Raw genomic sequence first — 19176 nt, forward strand, 5'->3', positions numbered from 1 at the left:
CGGCAGGGTGGGGCGCCTTGCGGTCGTGGGGGTTACGCGGCCCCGGTCTCGGTGTCGTCCAGCGGAACACAGTCAGCGAAGTCGCCTGTTTCGAGCCGGGCGAAGATCTCGTCGTCGGCCGCGCGGATGTCGGGCCGGGTCTCGAGGGACCAGTGGCCGAGGATGAGCTGGAGTTCGCTGGCGGGGGCAGCGTGCGCTTCGTCGAGGAAGGTCTGGCGGCGCTCCTGAGGGAGGGAGGCGGCGATGCCGTCGATCGTGGCCGGCAGGTCGATCATTTCGCCGTCGAGGTAGGCCTTCCACGTCGCGGGCGTGGTGTCACTCATCGCTGTGTCCCCTCTCGCTGCCGTTCCTACGGTACGGCACCTACTGATTTAGTAGGTGCTCCTCAAGCACCCCTTCTCCATTCGCTTGGACGCTTGTGGGGAGCGGGCCTCCGCCCTCACCCTGGTCCCGTGAGGGCTGTGTGGGGCGCGTGCCATCTGCCGATACGCGTCGGGCGTTCGAGACCGACGATGGCGTGCTCGTGGCGCTGTCCGACGTCAAGATCGACCGGCTGCCGCTACCGACGCGGCGGACGATCTCCGCGCTAGGGACGCGGGGACGCTGGCGAACTGGACCCGCTGATGCTGGGCCGGTCGTCCTGCGCCGCTTCCATGGCCCGCAGCGCTGCGACCCTACGCCCTGATCAGGCAAGTGACGGGAGGGCGAGTCCGAGGATGGTCGCCGACTCGGGGGTTAGCTGGTGGGTGGTTTGGTGAGCAGGCGGATGAGGACGTCGAGTTCGGGTGGTGTGAGTTCTTCCTGGATGGCGGTGGCGAAGGCCTGGATGTCGTGCCAGTCGACCTGAAGGAGTTCCTCCCGGGGACGGCTCCGAGGGACCCGGCGTCCCATCTGCCGCGCGAGTCGGGCGCGGGCGCGGATCTGGTCGGGTGTCTCCCTGGGGATGCTCCTGCCCTGGGCATCGAGGAACTGGCGGCCCGTCGGCTCCGGTCGCGGTGCCGAGTCTGGACCGTCGGGGGAGCGGAGCGGCTCGCCGACGTGGATGCGGGGCCTGGCTTTGGTGTGTGTCTGTATTGGGCTGGGCCAGGTCGTGAGGAGCCATTCTTCGACGCCGTGGAAGAACGGCTGCCGGGCTTCCAGTGCTTCGTTCCTGCCGCGGCTGTGTGCTTTGAGCCGGTAGGTGATGGGAGGGCCCAGAGGGATGGGGTCGCCGTGCCACGTGCCGTTGAGGTCCCGTACCCGGGCGATGCCGCTGACGGAGTGGAGTTCGACCGTTTCCACGGTGTCCCAGGTCTCGGTGCTGTGAGGTGGCTCGCCGGTCCACACCTCGATGCGGACCGTTGGGTAGAAGTTGTTGCCGGCGGTGAGGCATACGATGCCGTTCTCACCTGAGGTGGCGATGTGGCCGCTGGGCACGGTCGTTCCTATGGATGGGTTGCCGTTGACGTCGTCGATCACGAAGGTGCGGTGGGAGACCAAGGGCTCGACGATGGTTGTGGTCAGCAACTCGGGACGGTCGGCCATGGCCTGAGACTAGCGGTCCTGCGGGTGGGGCGGGCATGCCCCAACCGCAGGGAGAAGGTCAGACCAGGACGTAGAAGGCGTCACTATCCAGGATGCGTTGGGCGAGGAGCCACGCGCTCCACCTGCCTCCAGCACTCTCGTTGTCGCGCGCAGTGATGACGCGGAGGGAGAAGTCACCGCCACTGCCAAGACTCTGGTAGGTGTGGGCGAAGGGGTACTCGTCGCACTGGTACGTCCCACCTTGGGAATAATCTCTCCCGAAGAGAGCCGCGCAGTACTCTGCCTGAATTGCCTGGGTCCGTTGGTACAGAGCGGTGTCGTGGTAGTTTCGGGTGAGGGGTTGGCCACTCTCGGGTGACCCGGGGATTGACTTGCTAGTCTTCCGAGGGAGTGTGTTCTCCGGTTCGAACTGGGCGGTGAAGATGTGTACCGCAGCCTCCCAAACCGCCGGGTCATCGGTGCTCAGCTCATCGAAAGTTTCGATAACCAGGTCGAAGACGCACCCTCCCTGCTGATCGTTGCGGATCAGGTAGGAAGCGGAGTCGCAGCGGAAGCCGTTGCTGGCGTAGTCCAGGTTGTCTGAGCCAGAGATGATCCTTGATGTGAAGCTGTAGTGGCTCACAAAGTCAGGGTTGTCGACCGAGGGTGGAGGCAGGGGAGAGCTGAAGTAGAAATACGTGGTCGGTGCCGCCATCCAGTTCTCGACAGTGTCCTCTCTGCCGTTTGTCGATCCGGCATCACAGGAGGATCCCTGTCCCACGGACGTGCAGTCCATGGCCATGGTGAGGGGCGCTTGCAAGACACGCGCCACGTCCCCTACCAGTTCAAAATTCGAGAGACTCGAAACGAACTCAATCTCGCGGTAGTTGACCCCGGCGTAGCCCACTGTCCTAATCAGGAATTCAGCGGCTCCTCGCTCGACGCACTCGTTGGGATTTCCTGGGACGCAGTCCTTGACTACGACTACCACGCCTCTTTCGCTGCACCACACCAGGTGGCCCACTGCGAGTCCTTCGTACTCCCGGGCTTGGTCATTGGCTTGACAGTCCGTGACGTCGTCGGTCGGCTCCACCGAAGCAGCAGCGGAGAGGGGCCCTTCTTCACCGATTTCGGCGGGTATCTCCAGGCGTTCCGCGAGCTCGGCGCGTTCTCTCACCTCCTCCGGGCTCTCCTCCGGTATGAGTTCCTCGCGCTCCTCGAGCGTCTCGGGCGGCGACTGCTGACTCTGAGCGTTCACAGGGTCGTCGCTGACCACTTCGAGCGCAGGCACTGTGTACTCGTCGTCCTGCGTCGAAGCGCCAGTCGCCTGTGCACTGACTGGCGCTAGCAGGAGGAGGGCTGAGAACCCGATGAGTGCGACCCGTAAGGATCGATGCATGACACCCCAACCTATACGATAAGCATCACATTGATGACTGAGCGTAAGATCTTATAAAGGGCATGTGCATGAATGCCAGTTCTTGACACAAGAATGACCGAAATCGATCACACGCGACCCTCGAACGATGCATGAACCGGCACATATGAACGCTGCCCACCAGTCACCCCTGCTTCGGTCTTCCTTCGCTGGGCTTCGGAGGGGTGGCGGCGAGTGGTGACCAGGGCGGGCCACCGCTGCCGTGTCGTCTCCGGGCCGTCAATCCCCTGTGTCGGCGAAGGGCCGGTGAAAGGGACGTCGGTCATGAAGTGGGCGATGTCGGTGGGGTAGGTGTAGTCGCCACCGGCGGTGAGCTGGCCCAGCTCGCGGTGGCCGGGCCCACGAAGTGAACCCGGAGGAGCGCGCCGTACGCGGACGGCGCGCGGATCCCGGCCAGGCTGTCGTCACCGAATAGCGACACCCTTACGGAGCCGTCGGGCCAGTCGGCTGTAGCCGTTGATTGATCAACTGTCGGATCGCCTCCTCGTAGATCTCCACGGTGCGCCGCAGTTCATGGTTCTCCTGTGCCAAGGGGTTGTCTTGGTCGGGCGTGCCGACGAATGCGGCATCGAGGTCGCCGAGGCGGTCGGTGAGGGTGCGTTCGGCAGCTGGGTGTTGGTTCTGGGCTGCAAGGCGAGCGCTTCGCTGGGCGAGCCATGTGGCGAGTTGGCTCTGCTGGGCCGGGCTGAGGGCCTCGGGCAAGGCCTGCTGTGGCATCTTCCACCTTCCTGGTCAACGTCTTGGGCCTCGTCGGTCCCCCGGCGTCTTCGGGCGTTGCTGTCGTTGCGCTTCGTCAGCAGTTTCGGGTGTTCGCGGCGGAGGTTTGCGCGGTGGCGTCGGGGCGTCCTGCATGGTTCCCACGTCGTTTAGCGTGCGGATCTGAGCCAGACGTTCCCGGATCCGGGCGCGTTGGAGGAGATCGAGGGCGGCGTGGAACTGGGTCTGCCCTTCGTTCAGGGGGGCGTTCGTCGGGTCGGAGCAGAGCATGCGCCACGTCGTGAGGGCGGCGACCAGCTGCCGCCAGTGGTCCTGCTGTTCAGTGTCCTCGGGGTCGGGTGTGGGGATCTGGCGTAGCCATTCGACCGAAGACTGTTCCCGGCGGAGGGCGTCGCGCAGGGCAACGTCGGCGAAGACCTGTGCGACGGCCGTGATGACTTCGCGGTCGCTCGCGTTGAGAACGAGAGTGTTCAAGGCGCCGGTGCTGATGGCGTTGGCGGTGCGAGCGGCCGTGCTCATGTCGGCGGCCGGGCCATCAGGACTGGCGTGAGTGGTCGACGATGTGCGGGCGCGGCGGCCGAGATCGGTGATGCGTTGCTGAAGAGCGGACCGAGCGCGGATATCGGTTGGGCGGTCCGGTGGGGAGCCGATGCCGGGGGCAGTGGCGCGGGTGTTGCGAGTGACGGCGTCGAGAACGTCGAGCGCACTCTGGCCCTCGTCGACCGCGATGTGCAGGTGGTTGGAATGGCTCCCGCGGGTGGCCATGGCGTAGGCGGAGGCGCGGCTGGTGCGGGCGGTGATCAGGCCGTGGGAGGTATCCGCGGCCAGGCCTTGCGCGTGGTGGACGGTGGTGGCGTAGCCGAGCTGGCCGTGCCGGCGCAGATAGGCCGCCGACAGTACGACGCGGCCGCCGTGGGCGGTGTGCCGGACGGTGGCGTTGCCGTCGGGATCGAGGTGCTCGACGTGCCACTGGTCGCCGTTCTTGACGAAGTCGCGGCCGGCGTTGACCGGCAGCCGGCGCTCGGTCTTCCGGGTGATGACGAGGTCGCCGACGGTCGCGCGCTGTGCGTCGTGAAGGGCGGCGGAGCGGGGTGGACCCAGGCGGCCGGAGACGAGCTGGAACGTCTGGGCGCGGGCGTTGAGCGACCGGGCGTGTTCGGTGTCATCCGCCATCATCACCGAGAGTCGGCCAGCCTCGGTGTCGGCCTGCCAGGACGCGAAGAGTGAATCCAGCGTCTCTTCTGAGCCGCCACTGACCACCCGGCCCTGGTCCAGATACCAGCGCCAGGCGTCGTCGGGGTCGCCGTCGCGCAGTGTCAGCGTGGCGCCTGCCTCGCCCGAGGTGCGGAAGTGGTGCGGCGACTCCAACTCGACGGCCCCGACCTCGTGCGCCACGAGCCGTAGTGCACGGCCGGACGCGACGGTGCCCAGCTGTGCCGGAGCGCCGATCAAGCGAACCAGGGCGCCGGCCGCCTCCGCTTCCGCAACGACGCGGGCGAGGCGGAGTGTGCCGGCCATACCGGCCTCGTCAACGACGATCACGTCTCCTGGCTGGAGCCGAGACTCTTCCTTTACCCGATGACTCTCGGCGATCCGGTCGCGCTCTGCCAACCAGCTTCGGATGGGGTGCGCGGGGACGTTGAGCTCGCCCTCCAAGACCTCCGCTGCGCGGCTCGACGCAGCCAGAGGAACGAGGCGTCCGCCACCCGTGGCCACCGCGTTCCGAATCAGCCGCAGCACGGTGGTCTTGCCCGAGCCGACCGGGACGACCCCGACCGAGAGCAGGCGTTCGGAGCAGACGAACTCCTCGGCCAGGCGGAGCTCGCCGGCGCTGAGTGCGGGCCCCTCATACCGTTCGGGGAGTGCCGCGAAGTGGGTGGTGCTCAGGGCGGGGACGACGAGGGCTCGGGCGGCGTTCACGAGGCGTGCCTCGGCCGCCAGGACCTCGTTCGAGGTGTAGAGCTGGGAGTCCCGGCGTCGGTGCACGCTGGTGCCGTCCGCTCGAAGGAGCGGCGCGAACGGGGGGTGCGGATCAGGCGGGGTGAGGTCCAGACAGAGGCGCTCGACCACGTGCTGGATGACACGTTCGGCGAGGCCCTTCGTGGCCCCTCGGCCGTTGGTCAGCCGAACGACCTGTCGCCGTGCCTCCGCGATAACGTGCCGTCGTGCCCACACGGAGCGCTCGGCCGAGACCACCCGCAGAACCTCACCAGCGGCTTCTTCGACGTCCACAGCGACAGCCGAACGCGGCTCGGGTACCGCGGCCGCGGCGCGTCGAGCGCGTTCCAGCAGGCCATCGATCCGGGTCTTACCGAACCGGGCAACGGCCTCCGCGCGCCACTCTGCCCGGAGATCTTGGAGCGCCCGCGCCTTCTTCTTCCGCGGCCGGCTCCGCTGCGCGGCCTGCTCGATCAGGGCCATACGAGCCCCGACTTCGGGCTCCTTCCCGTACCGGTGCCGGTACTCCTCCAGCAGCCTCGGCAGATCCGTTCGGATGTCATGCGCGCGCTTGGAGAAGGCGTCGATCAGGTCGTCGTCGAGTCCGCTGACGGCCATGACCGGCCGCCTGCCGGGGGTGACCACGCGCTCCTCGGCGCGGACGCCGAGCCGGCGGCACAACTCCTCGACGACACGTTGGTTGTACAGCTCGCTCGCCGCGACGCCCATCGCGTACAGCAGCTTCCCGTCGATGCTGCGCCACCGGCCGTCGAGGCCGCACACCTTGTTGGCGACGACGACGTGGTCGTGCAGCAACGGGTCGCCGCGCCGGCTGTCGTAGTGGCGGTACTGCGCCGCGACGAGGCCGCCGCGGACGTCTTCCTGGGCGATCCCGTCGCGTCCGGTGCGGGTGGCGAGTGCGTTCTCCTCGATCCATTCGAGCGTCTCAGCGATGGCCTGCTCGTGCGCGGCCTGGACCTGAAGGCCGGTTTCCTCGTCGGTGAGCGCCCAGAGCACCGAGGCGTGCTTGTTGCGGAACACGAGGTCGTAGCCGGCGACGGCCTGGCGACGGCAGACGGTTCTTGCGCGGACGTAACGACGCAGCTCCTCGCCATCCCCCGGTGCTCGGCCGAAGTCCTCCCGGAAGGCGACAGCACCGATCGCGTTGCGCAGCCGTTCACGCTCGGTGGCGGTGGCCGCTCGTCCTTTCCTGACCTCGTGGCGTTGGATCGAGTCCTGGACTCGGGCCGTGAGTGGCCCCTCTGTCTGTTCGTAGCGGTAGTAGCGCCGACCGAGACGCGCTCGTCGCACCGCTTCCGTAGCGCTCGCCCCGCCAGCCGTGGCCTGCTCGATGATGCGATCCGCGTCCGGATGCAAGCCCTCCCCGTACAGAGCCCTTATCTGCGCCTCGGTCACGTCTCCCTCAACGCCGAGCTCGACGCATCCGGAGCCCACCCATACCCCTGGTGGAGTTCCGTCGGACGAGTAGAAGCCGCTCAGTTCTCGATGCCCAGAAAGCAGCTCGTCACCGGTGGCGATCTCACGTGTGTAGTAGAGATAACCATCCCCAGCGGAAAGCTTGTGGATGGTCATCATGCTCGGAGGTTAACTCGTGGCCTTGTGAATGCAAGAGCTTCGATCGGATCGGCGTGTTCTTCCGTGGGCGCGCAGGAAGCTTGGGACGGGTGCGCGCGAAAGGCGTGCGCCCGCCGTCTTCCGAAACGGTATGAAACAGATTGGGACAGTTCTCGCGCCGAAGTTGGGAGTTGGTCGGCGTGCCTACCCCATGAGGCCGCCTGACCAGGCGGCATCATCACTCCAAGACCGAACAAGAGACCTCTGTAGCCCCGCGCCGAGAGATGGCGCCGGCCACGCTCCTGGGAGAAATGGATGCCGAAACGTAGAGCCTCACGAGCGGTGCAAGCCAGAGAGAGGGCACGAGCCCACACGGCAGAGCTTCGTGAACGCGAAGCGCTACTCGAAGACCTGGCCACCCGGTGGTTCGAGGCGGACGCGGAGCGGGTGGAAGTCGAAGCAGCGGCAGAGAAGAAGATCGATGCGTACGCCGCGAGAGTTCGGGGTCAGACACGCCGGGATACCGGGCGGCTGGGTGACGAGATGAGCACGATCGTCAGAGAGATGCTGCAGCTCACAGGCATTCGATCAGTGACGGAGCGCCTCGGCGTCGTTGAGGCGGTAGTGCGCGACGCCAAGGCCGAGCAGGCCGCTGCACGGGCCGACCCGGCGACTGGCCCGTCCACGGAGTCGTCTCAGAAGGCGCCAACACAGCCAACTCGGGAGCAGACGAAGGCGCCGGAGTCCGAGGGCAGGAACGCGGCCGTGCCAGACTGAATCGGCACCGCGACCGGCATCCCAACCACCGAGTTTGGAGCGACGACCGCGGCGCCTTCGCCACGTTCTCTTACTGTGGTGCGGCGGCCGGCGGAGCCAACCAGGACTGCGGGTTAATACTCCAGCTGTAGATCGCGATCTTCGAAGTGCGCGGTCTGCCGGGCGGCGGCAGCAGCCGGCTTTGGGCTTGGTGGCTGCGGCGGGCTGGCGCGTAGGGTGCCGGGATGATCGCGATGCCAGAGGAGTTCGCACAGAGCACCGTCGACCGCGAGGGGGAGGCCGGGGCGGCGTGGCTCGCCGAGCTGCCCGGGATCGTGGAGGAGTTGCTGGGGCGCTGGGTGTGCGTGCCGGATGGCGAGGTCATGCACGGGGGCGTTGGCGTCATCGTTCCGGTACGGCGGCGGGCTGAGGAGAGCGCCGTGCTGAAGGTGTCGTTTCCGCATCCCGGCAACGTCCATGAGCCGGATGCGTTCGTTGCGTGGGGCGGGTGCGGTGCCGTCCTGCTGCATGAGCGCGACGACGAGCGGTTCGCGATGTTGTTGGAGCGGGTTCAGCCGTCGACCCTGGCGGAGGTCGAGGACGGCGACGAGGTGGTGACGGTCGCCGGGCGGCTCAATCGCCGCCTGGCCATCCCCGCACCGCCCGGCCTGCCCCGGCTGCGTGAGCAGGCCGATGCTTGGGAGGAGCAGCTGTGCAAGGACGCCGAGGAGCTGACGCATGCGCTGCCGCGTCAGGTTCTGGATGCCGCCGTGGCGACCGTTCGGCAGCTGGGTCGGGCCCAGCCGGATACCCTCATCCATGGCGACTTTCATGCACGGAACATCCTGCGTGCTGGCCGAGAGCCGTGGCTGGCTGTCGACCCCAAGGGGTACGTGGGAGATCCCGCCTACGACGGCGGCACGCTGCTGAAGTCCCGCGCGCTGACGCTCCTCGAAGCGGATGACCTGCGCAAGGCTGTCCACCGCGTCTTGGACGTCTTCGCCGAGGCCGCGGAACTCGACCGTGAACGCGTCCAGCGGTGGGCCCAGTTCCATGCCGTCCAGGCTGCGTTCTGGGGCCGACGCCACGGTTTTCGTATCGCTCGCAGCGGACCACGGCTGGACTGGCTCACCGAATTCGCCGACCGCCTGGCGGAGTTGCTCACCGAACGCTCGTAGAGCCTGATGGTGCTGGCCGGGGAGTCCGGTGGGTGGACGAGTGCGGCCACCGTTGATCATCGTGAGCTGTGTGGACTGACGATGAGATGGTGGCCGCAGGTCACAGCATAAATCCTGCCCGGTGGCGGGAGGCGTTCGCAGCGGCCATGGGCCGCATCGCGGGCCGGTTCGCCCGATACGAACCCCGCCTGCGGGCCGGGCGGCTGGTACTGGGCCTGCTGTCGGATCTGCCCCGCAAGAACTGCTGGACGATCGCGGAGTGGGCCGGGGAGGCCAGCCCGCACGGCATGCAGCATCTACTGTGCCGGGTGTCCTGGGATGCCGACGCCGTCCGCGACGACGTGCGCGAATACGTCGTCGAGCACCTCCACGACGAAGCCGCGGTGCTCGTCGTCGACGAGACCGGCGACGTGAAGAAGGGCATCCACACCGTCGGGGTCCAGCGCCAGTACACCGGCACAGCCGGACGGATCGAGAACTCCCAGGTCGCGGTCTACCTCGTCTACGCCGGTGCTCGGGGACACGCGGCGGTGGACCGAGAGTTGTACATTCCGCGCTCTTGGACGGGTGATCCGGATCGCTGCCGGGCGGCGGGGCTCGGCGAAGACACCGTCTTCGCGACCAAGCCTGACCTGGCCCTCAGAATGATCGAACGGTTCTGGGATGCCGGACACCGCGTCGACTGGGTCACGGGTGACGAGGTCTACGGCGGCAACCCGAGACTGCGTGCGGCGCTGGAGGAGGGCGGCATCGGCTATGTCCTTGCCGTGGCCTGCTCGGCCGAAATGGCCACGGGTGCAGGGAGGTTCCGCGCCGATTCCCTGGTGAAGAAGGTGCCGAAGCGTGCCTGGCAGAAGCTCTCGGCCGGACGCGGGGCGAAAGGACAACGGTTCTACGACTGGGCCGTCGTCGATCTCGTCGCCCCGACGCCGGGCAACCACCAGCTCCTGATCCGCCGCAGCCGCACCACCGGTGAACTCGCCTATTACCGCTGCCACTCCACCGAGCCAGTCCCGCTGATTGTGCTGGTCAAGACCGCTGGCTCGAGGTGGCGTGTGGAAGAGACCTTCCAGGCCGAGAAGGGGCTGGCGGGACTCGACGAGCACCAGGTCCGCCGCTACCGCTCTTGGACCCGCTGGGTCACCCTCGCGATGCTCGCCCACGCCTTCCTCGCGGTAGTCCGTGCCGACGAACACGCCCGCAGCCCCATCCCGGACGGCCTGGTCCCGCTGTCCTGCAACGAGATCCAGCGCCTGTTCATCACGGTCGCCGTCCAGCCTCGCCACGACATGGCCTACCGGCTCGACTGGTCGCACTGGCGGCGGCTCCATCAGCAGCGATCCCTCACCAGCCATTACCGGCGACAAGCCGCATCCCAGACATGAAGATCGCGATGTACAGCTGGAGTATTAAGCGGAGCTTCCTGCGGTGCTGCAGTTTCCGGATCGGATACCGGGTTTGATACGCGTGCAGGGATACGGACCGAGTCGTTTCGCTGCGGCGCCCACCGAAGCGTGGCTCGGGTGCTGAGTTCCGTCCTCCATGGGTGGTCACTACTGAAGAGAATCCACCGCGGCTCGCCATCGCGCATGGCTCTCTCGTATCTTTCCAAACGGAACCCAACTCGGCTTCCGCCCGGACTGTCTACCTCGACTGCCCTGCCGATCCACTCGGGCCCCAGTTCTTCGACCCGTGCTTCGAACCTGCCATGCGACACTCTTGTGCTCCTCACGGCTGCTGATGTTCAGGAGATGCGGACAGTATCTCGATGGATAGGAACGCAGTCCCTCAACGATCCTGTAGACGTCATTTGCGGGCCCGGTCTGGCCTAATGGGTGAGGTGGTGCCTGAGCCGCTGGCGAAGTGCTGGCAGGGGTTTTGTTGTGCCGAGTCGGCTGAGGAAGTCGTTGACGCTCCACGTGATCAGTGCGGCCTGTCGTGAGAGGTACAGGCCGACGTGGTCGATGCCGTGGTGGTCGTCGTAGTCCAGCAGGAGGTAGCCGGCGAGTTGGTAGACCTCTTCGCGGCCCAGGCGGCGGGGGTGGACGGTGGCTTTGCAGTCGAGGAGGAGGCCGTCGAGGATGAAGTCCGCGTCGGCGCCGCCGATGTCGGTGCTGCCGGTGAACTCCGGGCCGCACGTTCGCGCGCGTCGGGGGAGGGCACGGAAGGCGGCGAAGGGCTCTTCGGCGAGTTGTGTCTGGCGGGTGATGTCCTCGACGGCGTAGGCGGGCACGGCCGTGAGGAGGTCGGCGAGCGTGGTGCCGGGGGTCGCGTCTGTGAGGAGGTTGAAGCGGCGGACCGTGCCGGTGCGGTAGACGTCCTCGTAGAAGGCGGCGACGAAGCACAGCCGGGCGAGGCTCTCCTCGTCGAAGAGGCCCGGATGGGCCAGGGCGGTGTTCACGCGTTCCAGCAGGTCCTGTCCTGCGGCGTGCAGCGTGGTGCGGACTGCTGGGGCGGGTGCTCCTCGCAGTGGTGTCGGGCTGCCGAGGGCCGTTATGCCGTGCTGCACGGCTACCCCCAGCGGGCTGCCGAGGGACAGGCGTAGTCGGTAGTCGATGGCGTGGCCCAGGGCGGACCAGTTCGGGTACTGCACGTCGATGGGCTGGATCGGGTGGGGCAGCGCCTCGATGCGGCGGAGGTAGTCGCGCACCACGGCAGAACTGTTGGGTAGGTGCTCGGCCATGAACCGGGAGACGGGTGAGACGGCGTAGCGCAGTTGGCGGGTGAGACTCATCGTGATCATGGGTTGCCCCGCTACGGTGCCGTCGGCGCCGGTGGGGGCGGTGGCCTTCTCGTAATCCTCGACCCAGGTGATGCCGGCCGGATCGAGGTGGCGCTGGGCCCGAGTGACGGCCACGTAGATCAGGCGGGCCTCGTCCGCCCTGAGCGGGCGCTGGACCCCGTCGTCGTCGACCGAGGGGGCGGAGAAACCCTTCCCGATGCGGATGCTGGCCCACTCGCGACCCTTGGCCTTGTGGGCGGTGGAGACGGTGACCTTGGCGCTGCGCTCGTCGGACAGGCGGTCCACGGCGCGGATGATGGTCTCGGAGCCGTAGGTGTCGACCAGCTTGACGATGGCCTTGAGGTCCTGGCCCGCCGTGTCGTGTTCCACGTACTCCTGGACGTCGTCCCAGGAGGTGAACAGGAACAGTTCGGGGTGGCTGGTGCGTCCGCCGGACTTCAGCTCCTGCGCCGCGGTGGCGATGCGTTGCAGGGATGCGCCCCCACCGGTCAGTGCCACGGGAACGCCGTCGTCGAGGAAGCGCAGGACCTCCCCCATCGCGTCGGCGTTGCCGCGGCACAGTACGGCGTCCGCGTTGGCCGCCGGACCGACCCGGGAGTCGGTGGGGCCGCAGCCGGTCAGGCGCATGTCGGAGTCGGCGTGGTGGAGCCAGCGGTTGGCCACCTCGGCGATCCGGGGGCCGAAGCGGAAGGACTGGGTGAGGTGGAGGTGTTCGGCGGGGAAGCCGGTCATCACGTCGCGGGCGTTGCGCCAGCCGTAGATCTGCTGGGCCGGGTCTCCGACGCAGACACGTTGCGCGGGTTGGGCGAGGAAGACCTCCTCCAGAACGGGGTTGGTGTCCTGGGCCTCGTCCAGCAGGACGAAGTCGGCCGGGAGGACGGGCTCGGTCAGCGCCCACATCTTCATGTAGTGGTCGTGCTCGAACCGCAGGCTGCCGTCACGGGAGCAGATGTCCTCCCACGCCTTCTCGGCGTAGGGCAGTAGCGCTCGGGAGAGGAAGCCCTGCGCGGCCGGGCTCAGCCCGTTGATCCGCTCCATGTGGCGGGCCATCACCTGGCGGTCGCTGGTGGTGCAGAAGCGCCGGACCATGCCCATCACCAGCCGGGCCTGGTGGCCGCGGGTGATGCGGCGGGAGTCGATCTCCAGGTCCCGGGGGATGTCCAGCAGTCGTGCTGTCTCCTTGGCGGGGATACGGGTGGAGGCGTTCACCCGATCCCGGTAGGCGTGCCCGACGGCGGAGAACGCCAGCGAGTGCGCGGTGCGGCAGTCGACGTTGCCGTCGAAGCGGCGGCGGGCGTCGTCCGCGATGGAGCGGTTGAACGCGATGTACAGGCCGCTCTTCCGTGTCACGGCGCCCATGAGGATCAACGTGGACGTCTTCCCCGTGCCGGCCCCCGCGATCAGGGCCAGATCCCGGCCCGACGCGAACACGTCTCGTGCTGCCCGCTGTTCCTCGGTCGGCTCCATGGCCCGCACTGCCCTCCCCGTACGCGGCCCCACGTACCGCGACCGTCGAGGCTGCCTGCCGGATCACTGACCGTCAATACCATCTGACCAGCCGCTACGTTGGAGCGAAGGAAATCAGCCATGCCGCGACGGACAGGTGCCTGAACGCCGACGCCGATCGAGCCACCGCGGGAGTCGTTCGCCCCTCGGACGGTCTCGCCGGTCGCTGTCTACGGGGCCGTCACCGCCGGCGCCGGACTGGGTAGCGGATAGGTAGTTGTACGGATACGTGGTCTGTGCGCGGTTCGGTTGGCTGGGTCCATGAGCGATGCGACGGTGTCGAACGCACCACCCGCGCAGTCCCCGTCGTTGCCCGGCCGGGGGTGGATCGTCGCGGCGTTGTGGGCTACGCCACCGCTGCTCTTCTTCGCCCTGATGCATGTCTACGGCGCGGAGATGGCAACCGCGAGTGGCGATGAGGACTACGAGGCCGCGCTTGACCGTGTGATGCCGTGGGTGGAGTGGTCAGGGCTGGGGTCGCTGGCGGTGGCCCTCGTGTTGTGTGCCCTGTTGCCCGACTTCGATGACGGCAGGCGTGTTTTGCGTCGGCCTCTGGCCGTGCTCCAGTTCGTGCTCCTGCTGCTGCCGACGGTGTTGATCCGGAACCTGCCGCTCCCGAGCTGAGCAGAGCGAAGGGAGTTCTTCGGAAGGTGATCGTTTCGTTAGTCACTCAGTCGTCCCGGGGGTGGTTCGTATGACGTCGGTTCCGTTGTGGATGTTGGTGCTGGGGGCGGTCTGTGCGCTGCTGGCCTGTGTGGACCAGCGCAGACTCTGGTCGCTCGCGCGGCATTGGGCGGACTCCCATCCGGGGGTGGAGCCGCCGGGTGAGGCGCACTGCGTGCTCAGCCGCATGTGCCTGGTCGTTGGTGCGCTGCTGGCCATCGGCCTCGCTGTGTGGTTCTCATCCCCCACGGACAAGGACGTCGAGACCGGAGCCCGCACCCTGGGGGCGGTCACTGACCGGAGCGCGCGGGGATGACGAACCGCGGCTGGTGGAAGGTCGTGGGCGTCATCGTGGGCGTCATCGTGGTCGTCGACGTGGTTCTGGTCGTGCTGGCGGTGCTCTGGGTGCGCGCCTGGTGGCACGGGCCGCCCTACCCGGTGGGCGATCCGCGTGCGACCGCAGGCGAGTTGAGGGCGACGTCCCAGACGGTGTACACGGCGGTGGAGGGGACCGAGCCGGTCCACGGCCTTGTCGATCCCAGCTCATGCCCAGAGCGGGGAGGACAGGCGATTGACGGAGGATCCGAGCCCGGGGTGTTCGACCTGGACTTCTCCTGGGAGATGGACATGGGTGGCGAGCCGGTCCACGACGTGCTGCGGGAGGGGCGTGATGCCCTGCTCGACCACGGATGGCGCGTGGTCATGGAGGGCATCTCCTCCCCTCAGGCCGGATCGTTCGGCCTCGAGCGGGGTGACCGCTTCGTGTCGCTGGTCGCGGTGACGAACAACGCTGGTACGCGGTTGTCGGTGCGGGTGAGCTCGTCGTGCGCCGCGCTGCCGGAGGACTACGACGGGCCGAGCCTGGAGAATCAGCTCACCTTCGAGGACCTGGGCCTGGCCCCGCTGGGGACGTAGTCGGGCCTCCATATCTGGGCGAAGGAACGTTCGGTGTTGGTACGGTGACTCGGGGTTGGGGCTGGCGGTGTCGAGCATGGGGGTGGCGTGGTGGTGCGTCGGAGCATCAGGGCGGGGATCGGCGGAGCAGTGGCTCTGCTGGCGTTAGGCGCGAGTTTCCTGACGGGGCGTGTGCTGGCTCCCGATCCGGTGGGCGATGAGCTGGGTGAGGGGTGCGGCGACACGGTGCCGACGGCCGCGGTGAAGACGTTCCTGGAGAGCGACCACATCTCCGTGGAGGTGCCCGAGGAAGCGGATGGGCGCGGCTCGGACGTGGTGCGGTGCGACATACGGCCGGCCGCGATCACCTCCGCCGAGGAGAAGCACGCCAGTGTCAGCGTGGTGATCAGCTCGACCGAGGACGCGGGGGAGTACCTCGTGCCCCAGTCGATCAGCGGGAGTGAGACGGCGCCGTTCGGGCATGGCTGGGTGGGTACCTACGGCCCGGACAGCACGAACGCGGGCGTGGCGACGTTGCTGTTGGAGTGTCCCGAGCAGCCCGGCGGCGGGCTGATGGTGCTGGTGTCGGGGGTTGGGATCCGGACGATCACGAGCTGGTGGCGCAGAAGCACGAGCAGCTGGCCGTGGTCGCGGCGCGACTGGCGCGGGCGGCTGACCAGGTATGGGCGTGCGGTGGCCGGCTCGGGCAGGTCCCCGACTCGGTGACCGTGGCTGAGGAGGGGTACCCGGACACTCCGGTGGACCAGGCCGAGGGGTCGTGTGCCGGGGTGGTCAGCGCCGAGGCGGCGCGGGACCTGGGGATCGAGACGGTGTCGGAGGTGCCGGCCGGGCTGGCCCTGTCGGAGGACTGCCTCGTTCACGGGGAGGGCGAGACCTACTACCTGACCGCGTCCTACGGGCCGGCCGCGGACGACGCCAGAGCCCCGCAGCCGGGAGTGGAGCCGTACCCGGCCACCGCGTCGGCGGCCTGCGGTCGCGGGCAGGGCCGGGCGCACTACGCGGCCGAGGCCGGCGAGGGCCTGCATCGGCTTGAGCCGTCGGATCCCCGGGCGTTCGTGGAGATGTTCGAACGCTTCGTGGCGGCCTCGGCCGAACGCCACGGCTGCGAGCTCGACGAGGACCGGCCGACCGCGGGTGAGGTGCGGGATCTGGCCGAGGACCTCGCCCAACCCGACTCCGCTGACAACGCCCGCTCGCCGACCACCCAGACCGTGCGGGAGATCCTCCCGACGTCCGACTCGGTCGGCCTCGCGGGTTGGGACCTGGGGAGCCATCTGGCGGAGACCGGTGACCAGGCGGAGGTCTGCGCGGAACTGAGCCCCGGGCTGTGTCAGAACCTCCGGGCCCACGTCACCTGGGGTCTGGACCACGACGGCGACGAGGATCGCGGCGTCGACTTCACGGTGCTCGCCTACGACACCGAGCAGCAGGCCCATCAGGCCATCCAGGCCGCGCAGGACTTCTTCGCCCCGTTCGAGGACGCCCGCGACGAGGACTACACCCTGCTGGATCCCGCTGATCTTCCGCACTTCGGCGAGGACGGGATGGGAGTCAGCGCCCAGGACCACACCCAGCTGGAGGAGGACTCCGGCGCCGCCGCCACGATCAGCCTGTTCGCCCAGGGGCCGTACGTCGGCGTGCTGCGGGTCGAGAGTCACGACCTGGCCGAGCGCTGGGCCACGATCAACGAGCTCGGCGGCATCCTCGCTGTCCGCATGAACGAGACAGAGGCCGGCCACCGGCCCGAGACGACCAACGCCTACGGCGACTGAAGGGCGCTCGGGATGAAGGTCGGGGTGAGGGCCCGTCGGATCATGACGGTCGGGGCCGCGTTCGTCATGGCCGCGTCGCTGGCGGGGGCGTTCCTCGCCGGGCACGAGAGCGCCACGGACCCAGTCGCTGATGACCTCGGCGAGGGTTGCCGCGGCACGGTGCCGGCGGCCGCGGCGAAGACCTATCTGGAGAGCGACCACATCGCGGTCACCGAAGGGCCCCTCCAGCACCCGGGGACGCTGCGCTGCTCGGTCACGCCGGCCGCGATCACCTCCGAGGCCGACGAGGACGCGCGGCTCGACGTCGTGATCAGTCCCGGCGAGTACGGAGCCGACTACCTCGATCTCTCCGGGATCCCGGGGGTGACGGTGCCGTTCGGGCACGGTTGGGTCGGCTCCTACGCCCCCGGCGAGGCGCACCCCAGCGTCGGAGTGGCCACGTTGCTGCTGGAGTGTCCCACGCAGCCCGGGGACGCGTTGATGGTCAGGGTCTACGGTGACTGGTCCCGGGAGGACGACGAACTGGCCGCGCAGAAGGACGAGCAACTCGCTGTGGTGACGGCGCGACTGGCCAGACAAGCCGGTCCGGAGTGGGGTTGCGACGGACACCCGGGAGAGGTACCCGAGTCACTGCCACTGGAGGAGCCGACCTCCGACATCCCGGCCGCGGAGGCGACCGGCACGTGCAGTGACGTGCTCAGCGCCGAGACCGCGGCCGTGTTGGGGGTGGAGACGGTCTCCGAGACGCCGGCCGGGCTGGCTCTGGTCGAACACTGTGGCGCGCGCGGCGACGAGGAGGAGTACGACCTGCTCGCCTACTACGGCCCTTCCGCCGAGGACACCGGCATGGGCCAGCCGCACCTGGCCGCCACCGCGGCCTGCGGCCGTGGACAGGGATGGGCACACTATGCCGCGTTCACCGACGAGAACGTAGACGAGCAGCCCGAGCGGGCCGCCGCGCTCACCGATGCGTTCGCGGCCTTCGTCACGACCTCGGCGCAGCGACACGGCTGCGAGACCCCCAACGGCCAGGACCTCGAGACAACTCTGGGAACACACCAGCGGCAGGACACCACGTGACGACGCCGGAGAACCCCCCGCCCTCACCCGGGACGACCATGTGCTCGATCTGGGTCGCCTTCGGACAAGGCGCCCCGCCCGACAAGGCAGCAGCCGAACCCGCTGTGGAGCAGGCCACAGTCGATCAGGAGCCACCACGGAAGGCACGCCTGTCCCCCGTGCAGGGCGTGCAGCGGCGCACCGGCGGCCGCGCCGAGCGCACCGCGCCGGACCGGTTGACGCTCGCGTGGGTCGAGGAACATTTGCCCGTGGGGGCAGACGAGAGAGTCCGGAGGTCCCTACGGGGGGAGTGGTCGTGCACGCTGTGGGCGGACGACCAGACGCGCAGTCTTGGTCAGTTGGTGACCAGGGTGGCCTCCAAGAACGGTGTGCGCGAGTACGAGGTGCGCGACGTCGACGGCGCGGTCCTCGCGACCATCAACCACCGCCCATGGGCGCTACTGCGAGCCCGCCGCCCGTCCTGGAGCCTGCACCTGAACGACCACGAGAACGGTACCGCCTCCGGCAAGCAGGGCCGCCGCCCGTGGTGGCTCATCTGGGGCCTGCCGATGATCCCCCTGGCGCCGTTCATCATCTTCGGAGACTGGTTCGACCCACCCGCGAGCATGCGCCTGCGCGCCACCGGTCGCCGTACGGTGCTGCGCTACCGCGGACTGCGAGCCGTCCTGGAGATCACCGATGACTGGTGCGACCAGCGAGTGGCCGCGGCCCTGCTCTGGCTGATCCACAGGAATCTCTGACCACTCCGGCCGCCGGCCGGTCGCGTCGTCAATCAGTCCACGGCGATGAGAGCTGGACGTGGCCGCCATGACGTGGGTGCACACGGAAGCGTTGTTACCCCTATTAGGGCGATGAGGACCGACCCGCAACCCCGCGTCCACACCTGGGCCAGATGTTGCGACCCTCTGGTAGGGGCGATGAGGACGACCGCGCTGGACGTCGGCGACGTCCTGCGGATCACGTTGCTACCCCTGGCGGGGGCGATGAGGACCCGCTCTCAACTCAGAGCGGGAGGAGCCGATCGACATGTTGCTACCCCCCCCCGTAGGGGCGGCGAGGACCGGACCAGGTCGAGCGGGGTATCCAGGCGTACGCCACGTTGCTACCCCTGGCGGGGGCGATGAGGACCTGTCCGGCGACGACACGGAGGCCACGTCGTGATCGTTGCTACCCCTGGTAGGGGGCGATGAGGACTTGGATTAGCCGACTCTGGGCGAGATCGCGCGCCGCTTGTTGCTACCCCTGGTAGGGGCGATGAGGACCGTGGGGCCGGGGCGTCGTCGTTCAGCACCCGTTGAAGGTTGCTACCCCTGGTAGGGGCGATGAGGACTCGACCCGAACGAGCAACGGCCCGCGCGGCTCGTGGCGTTGCTACCCCTGGTAGGGGCGATG

16 protein-coding genes and 1 CRISPR repeat array (1 of these 17 running past the window's edge) are annotated in these 19176 nt (G+C 68.2%); of the genes, 10 read left to right on the forward strand and 6 right to left on the reverse strand.

Going from position 1 to position 19176, the window contains the following annotated elements:
• Nucleotides 1-32: 32 nt before the first annotated feature.
• The 5 genes from ABGB06_RS23620 to mobF form a co-directional block, all read right to left on the reverse strand.
• Nucleotides 33-323 carry a hypothetical protein gene (locus tag ABGB06_RS23620; protein ID WP_347592621.1) on the reverse strand — a complete coding sequence of 97 codons (291 nt, stop codon included), beginning with the start codon at nucleotides 321-323 and terminating at the stop codon, nucleotides 33-35.
• Between the two features lie 412 nt (nucleotides 324-735).
• The gene (locus tag ABGB06_RS23625) at nucleotides 736-1524 is read right to left on the reverse strand and encodes a hypothetical protein (protein ID WP_347592622.1); all 789 of its coding nucleotides are present in this window, start codon (nucleotides 1522-1524) and stop codon (nucleotides 736-738) included.
• 58 nt (nucleotides 1525-1582) lie between these two features.
• Nucleotides 1583-2902, reverse strand: coding sequence for a NucA/NucB deoxyribonuclease domain-containing protein (locus ABGB06_RS23630; protein WP_347592623.1), 1320 nt, complete (start codon nucleotides 2900-2902; stop codon nucleotides 1583-1585).
• 462 nt (nucleotides 2903-3364) lie between these two features.
• Complete coding sequence (locus tag ABGB06_RS23635) at nucleotides 3365-3658, reverse strand: hypothetical protein (RefSeq protein WP_347592625.1); 294 nt, start codon at nucleotides 3656-3658, stop codon at nucleotides 3365-3367.
• Between the two features lie 15 nt (nucleotides 3659-3673).
• Nucleotides 3674-7192: a MobF family relaxase gene (gene mobF, locus ABGB06_RS23640; protein ID WP_347592627.1), complete on the reverse strand. Its 3519-nt coding sequence runs from the start codon at nucleotides 7190-7192 to the stop codon at nucleotides 3674-3676.
• 294 nt (nucleotides 7193-7486) lie between these two features.
• On the opposite strand from mobF, the gene ABGB06_RS23645 reads away from it, so the two are divergent.
• From ABGB06_RS23645 to ABGB06_RS23655, 3 genes are all read left to right on the forward strand, one after another.
• Nucleotides 7487-7948, forward strand: a complete 462-nt coding sequence (locus ABGB06_RS23645) for a hypothetical protein (RefSeq protein WP_347592629.1) — start codon at nucleotides 7487-7489, stop codon at nucleotides 7946-7948.
• A 224-nt stretch (nucleotides 7949-8172) separates the two neighbouring features.
• On the forward strand, nucleotides 8173-9105 hold the full coding sequence (locus ABGB06_RS23650) for an aminoglycoside phosphotransferase family protein (protein WP_347592631.1): 933 nt from the start codon (nucleotides 8173-8175) through the stop codon (nucleotides 9103-9105).
• Between the two features lie 146 nt (nucleotides 9106-9251).
• Nucleotides 9252-10490: an IS701 family transposase gene (locus ABGB06_RS23655; protein WP_347592633.1), complete on the forward strand. Its 1239-nt coding sequence runs from the start codon at nucleotides 9252-9254 to the stop codon at nucleotides 10488-10490.
• A gap of 443 nt (nucleotides 10491-10933) precedes the next feature.
• On the opposite strand, the gene ABGB06_RS23660 is transcribed toward ABGB06_RS23655, so the two are convergent.
• Nucleotides 10934-13315, reverse strand: a complete 2382-nt coding sequence (locus ABGB06_RS23660) for a UvrD-helicase domain-containing protein (RefSeq protein WP_347592635.1) — start codon at nucleotides 13313-13315, stop codon at nucleotides 10934-10936.
• A gap of 300 nt (nucleotides 13316-13615) precedes the next feature.
• On the opposite strand from ABGB06_RS23660, the gene ABGB06_RS23665 reads away from it, so the two are divergent.
• The 7 genes from ABGB06_RS23665 to ABGB06_RS23695 all read left to right on the forward strand — a co-directional run bounded on the left by ABGB06_RS23665 (nucleotide 13616) and on the right by ABGB06_RS23695 (nucleotide 18524).
• Nucleotides 13616-13978: a hypothetical protein gene (locus tag ABGB06_RS23665; RefSeq protein WP_347592637.1), complete on the forward strand. Its 363-nt coding sequence runs from the start codon at nucleotides 13616-13618 to the stop codon at nucleotides 13976-13978.
• 70 nt (nucleotides 13979-14048) lie between these two features.
• Nucleotides 14049-14333, forward strand: coding sequence for a hypothetical protein (locus ABGB06_RS23670; protein ID WP_347592639.1), 285 nt, complete (start codon nucleotides 14049-14051; stop codon nucleotides 14331-14333).
• Between the two features lie 23 nt (nucleotides 14334-14356).
• Complete coding sequence (locus ABGB06_RS23675) at nucleotides 14357-14932, forward strand: hypothetical protein (RefSeq protein ID WP_347592641.1); 576 nt, start codon at nucleotides 14357-14359, stop codon at nucleotides 14930-14932.
• Nucleotides 14933-15121: 189 nt separating this feature from the next.
• On the forward strand, nucleotides 15122-15637 hold the full coding sequence (locus ABGB06_RS23680) for a hypothetical protein (protein WP_347592643.1): 516 nt from the start codon (nucleotides 15122-15124) through the stop codon (nucleotides 15635-15637).
• Nucleotides 15529-16704 (forward strand): hypothetical protein, encoded by a 1176-nt coding sequence (locus tag ABGB06_RS23685; protein ID WP_347592645.1) that lies wholly within the window; start codon nucleotides 15529-15531, stop codon nucleotides 16702-16704. Before ABGB06_RS23680 ends, ABGB06_RS23685 begins: the two co-directional genes overlap by 109 nt.
• 42 nt (nucleotides 16705-16746) lie before the next feature.
• Nucleotides 16747-17784 (forward strand): hypothetical protein, encoded by a 1038-nt coding sequence (locus tag ABGB06_RS23690; RefSeq protein ID WP_347592647.1) that lies wholly within the window; start codon nucleotides 16747-16749, stop codon nucleotides 17782-17784.
• Nucleotides 17781-18524, forward strand: a complete 744-nt coding sequence (locus ABGB06_RS23695) for a hypothetical protein (RefSeq protein ID WP_347592649.1) — start codon at nucleotides 17781-17783, stop codon at nucleotides 18522-18524. The genes ABGB06_RS23690 and ABGB06_RS23695 overlap by 4 nt, the downstream gene beginning before the upstream one ends.
• Nucleotides 18525-18613: 89 nt before the next feature.
• Nucleotides 18614-19176: direct repeats of the CRISPR family, unit length 30 nt; unit sequence GTTGCTACCCCTGGTAGGGGCGATGAGGAC (it continues 1200 nt past the right edge of the window).

The organism is Streptomyces sp. B6B3, assembly GCF_039871525.1.
Taxonomy (GTDB): Bacteria; Actinomycetota; Actinomycetes; order Streptomycetales; family Streptomycetaceae; genus Streptomyces.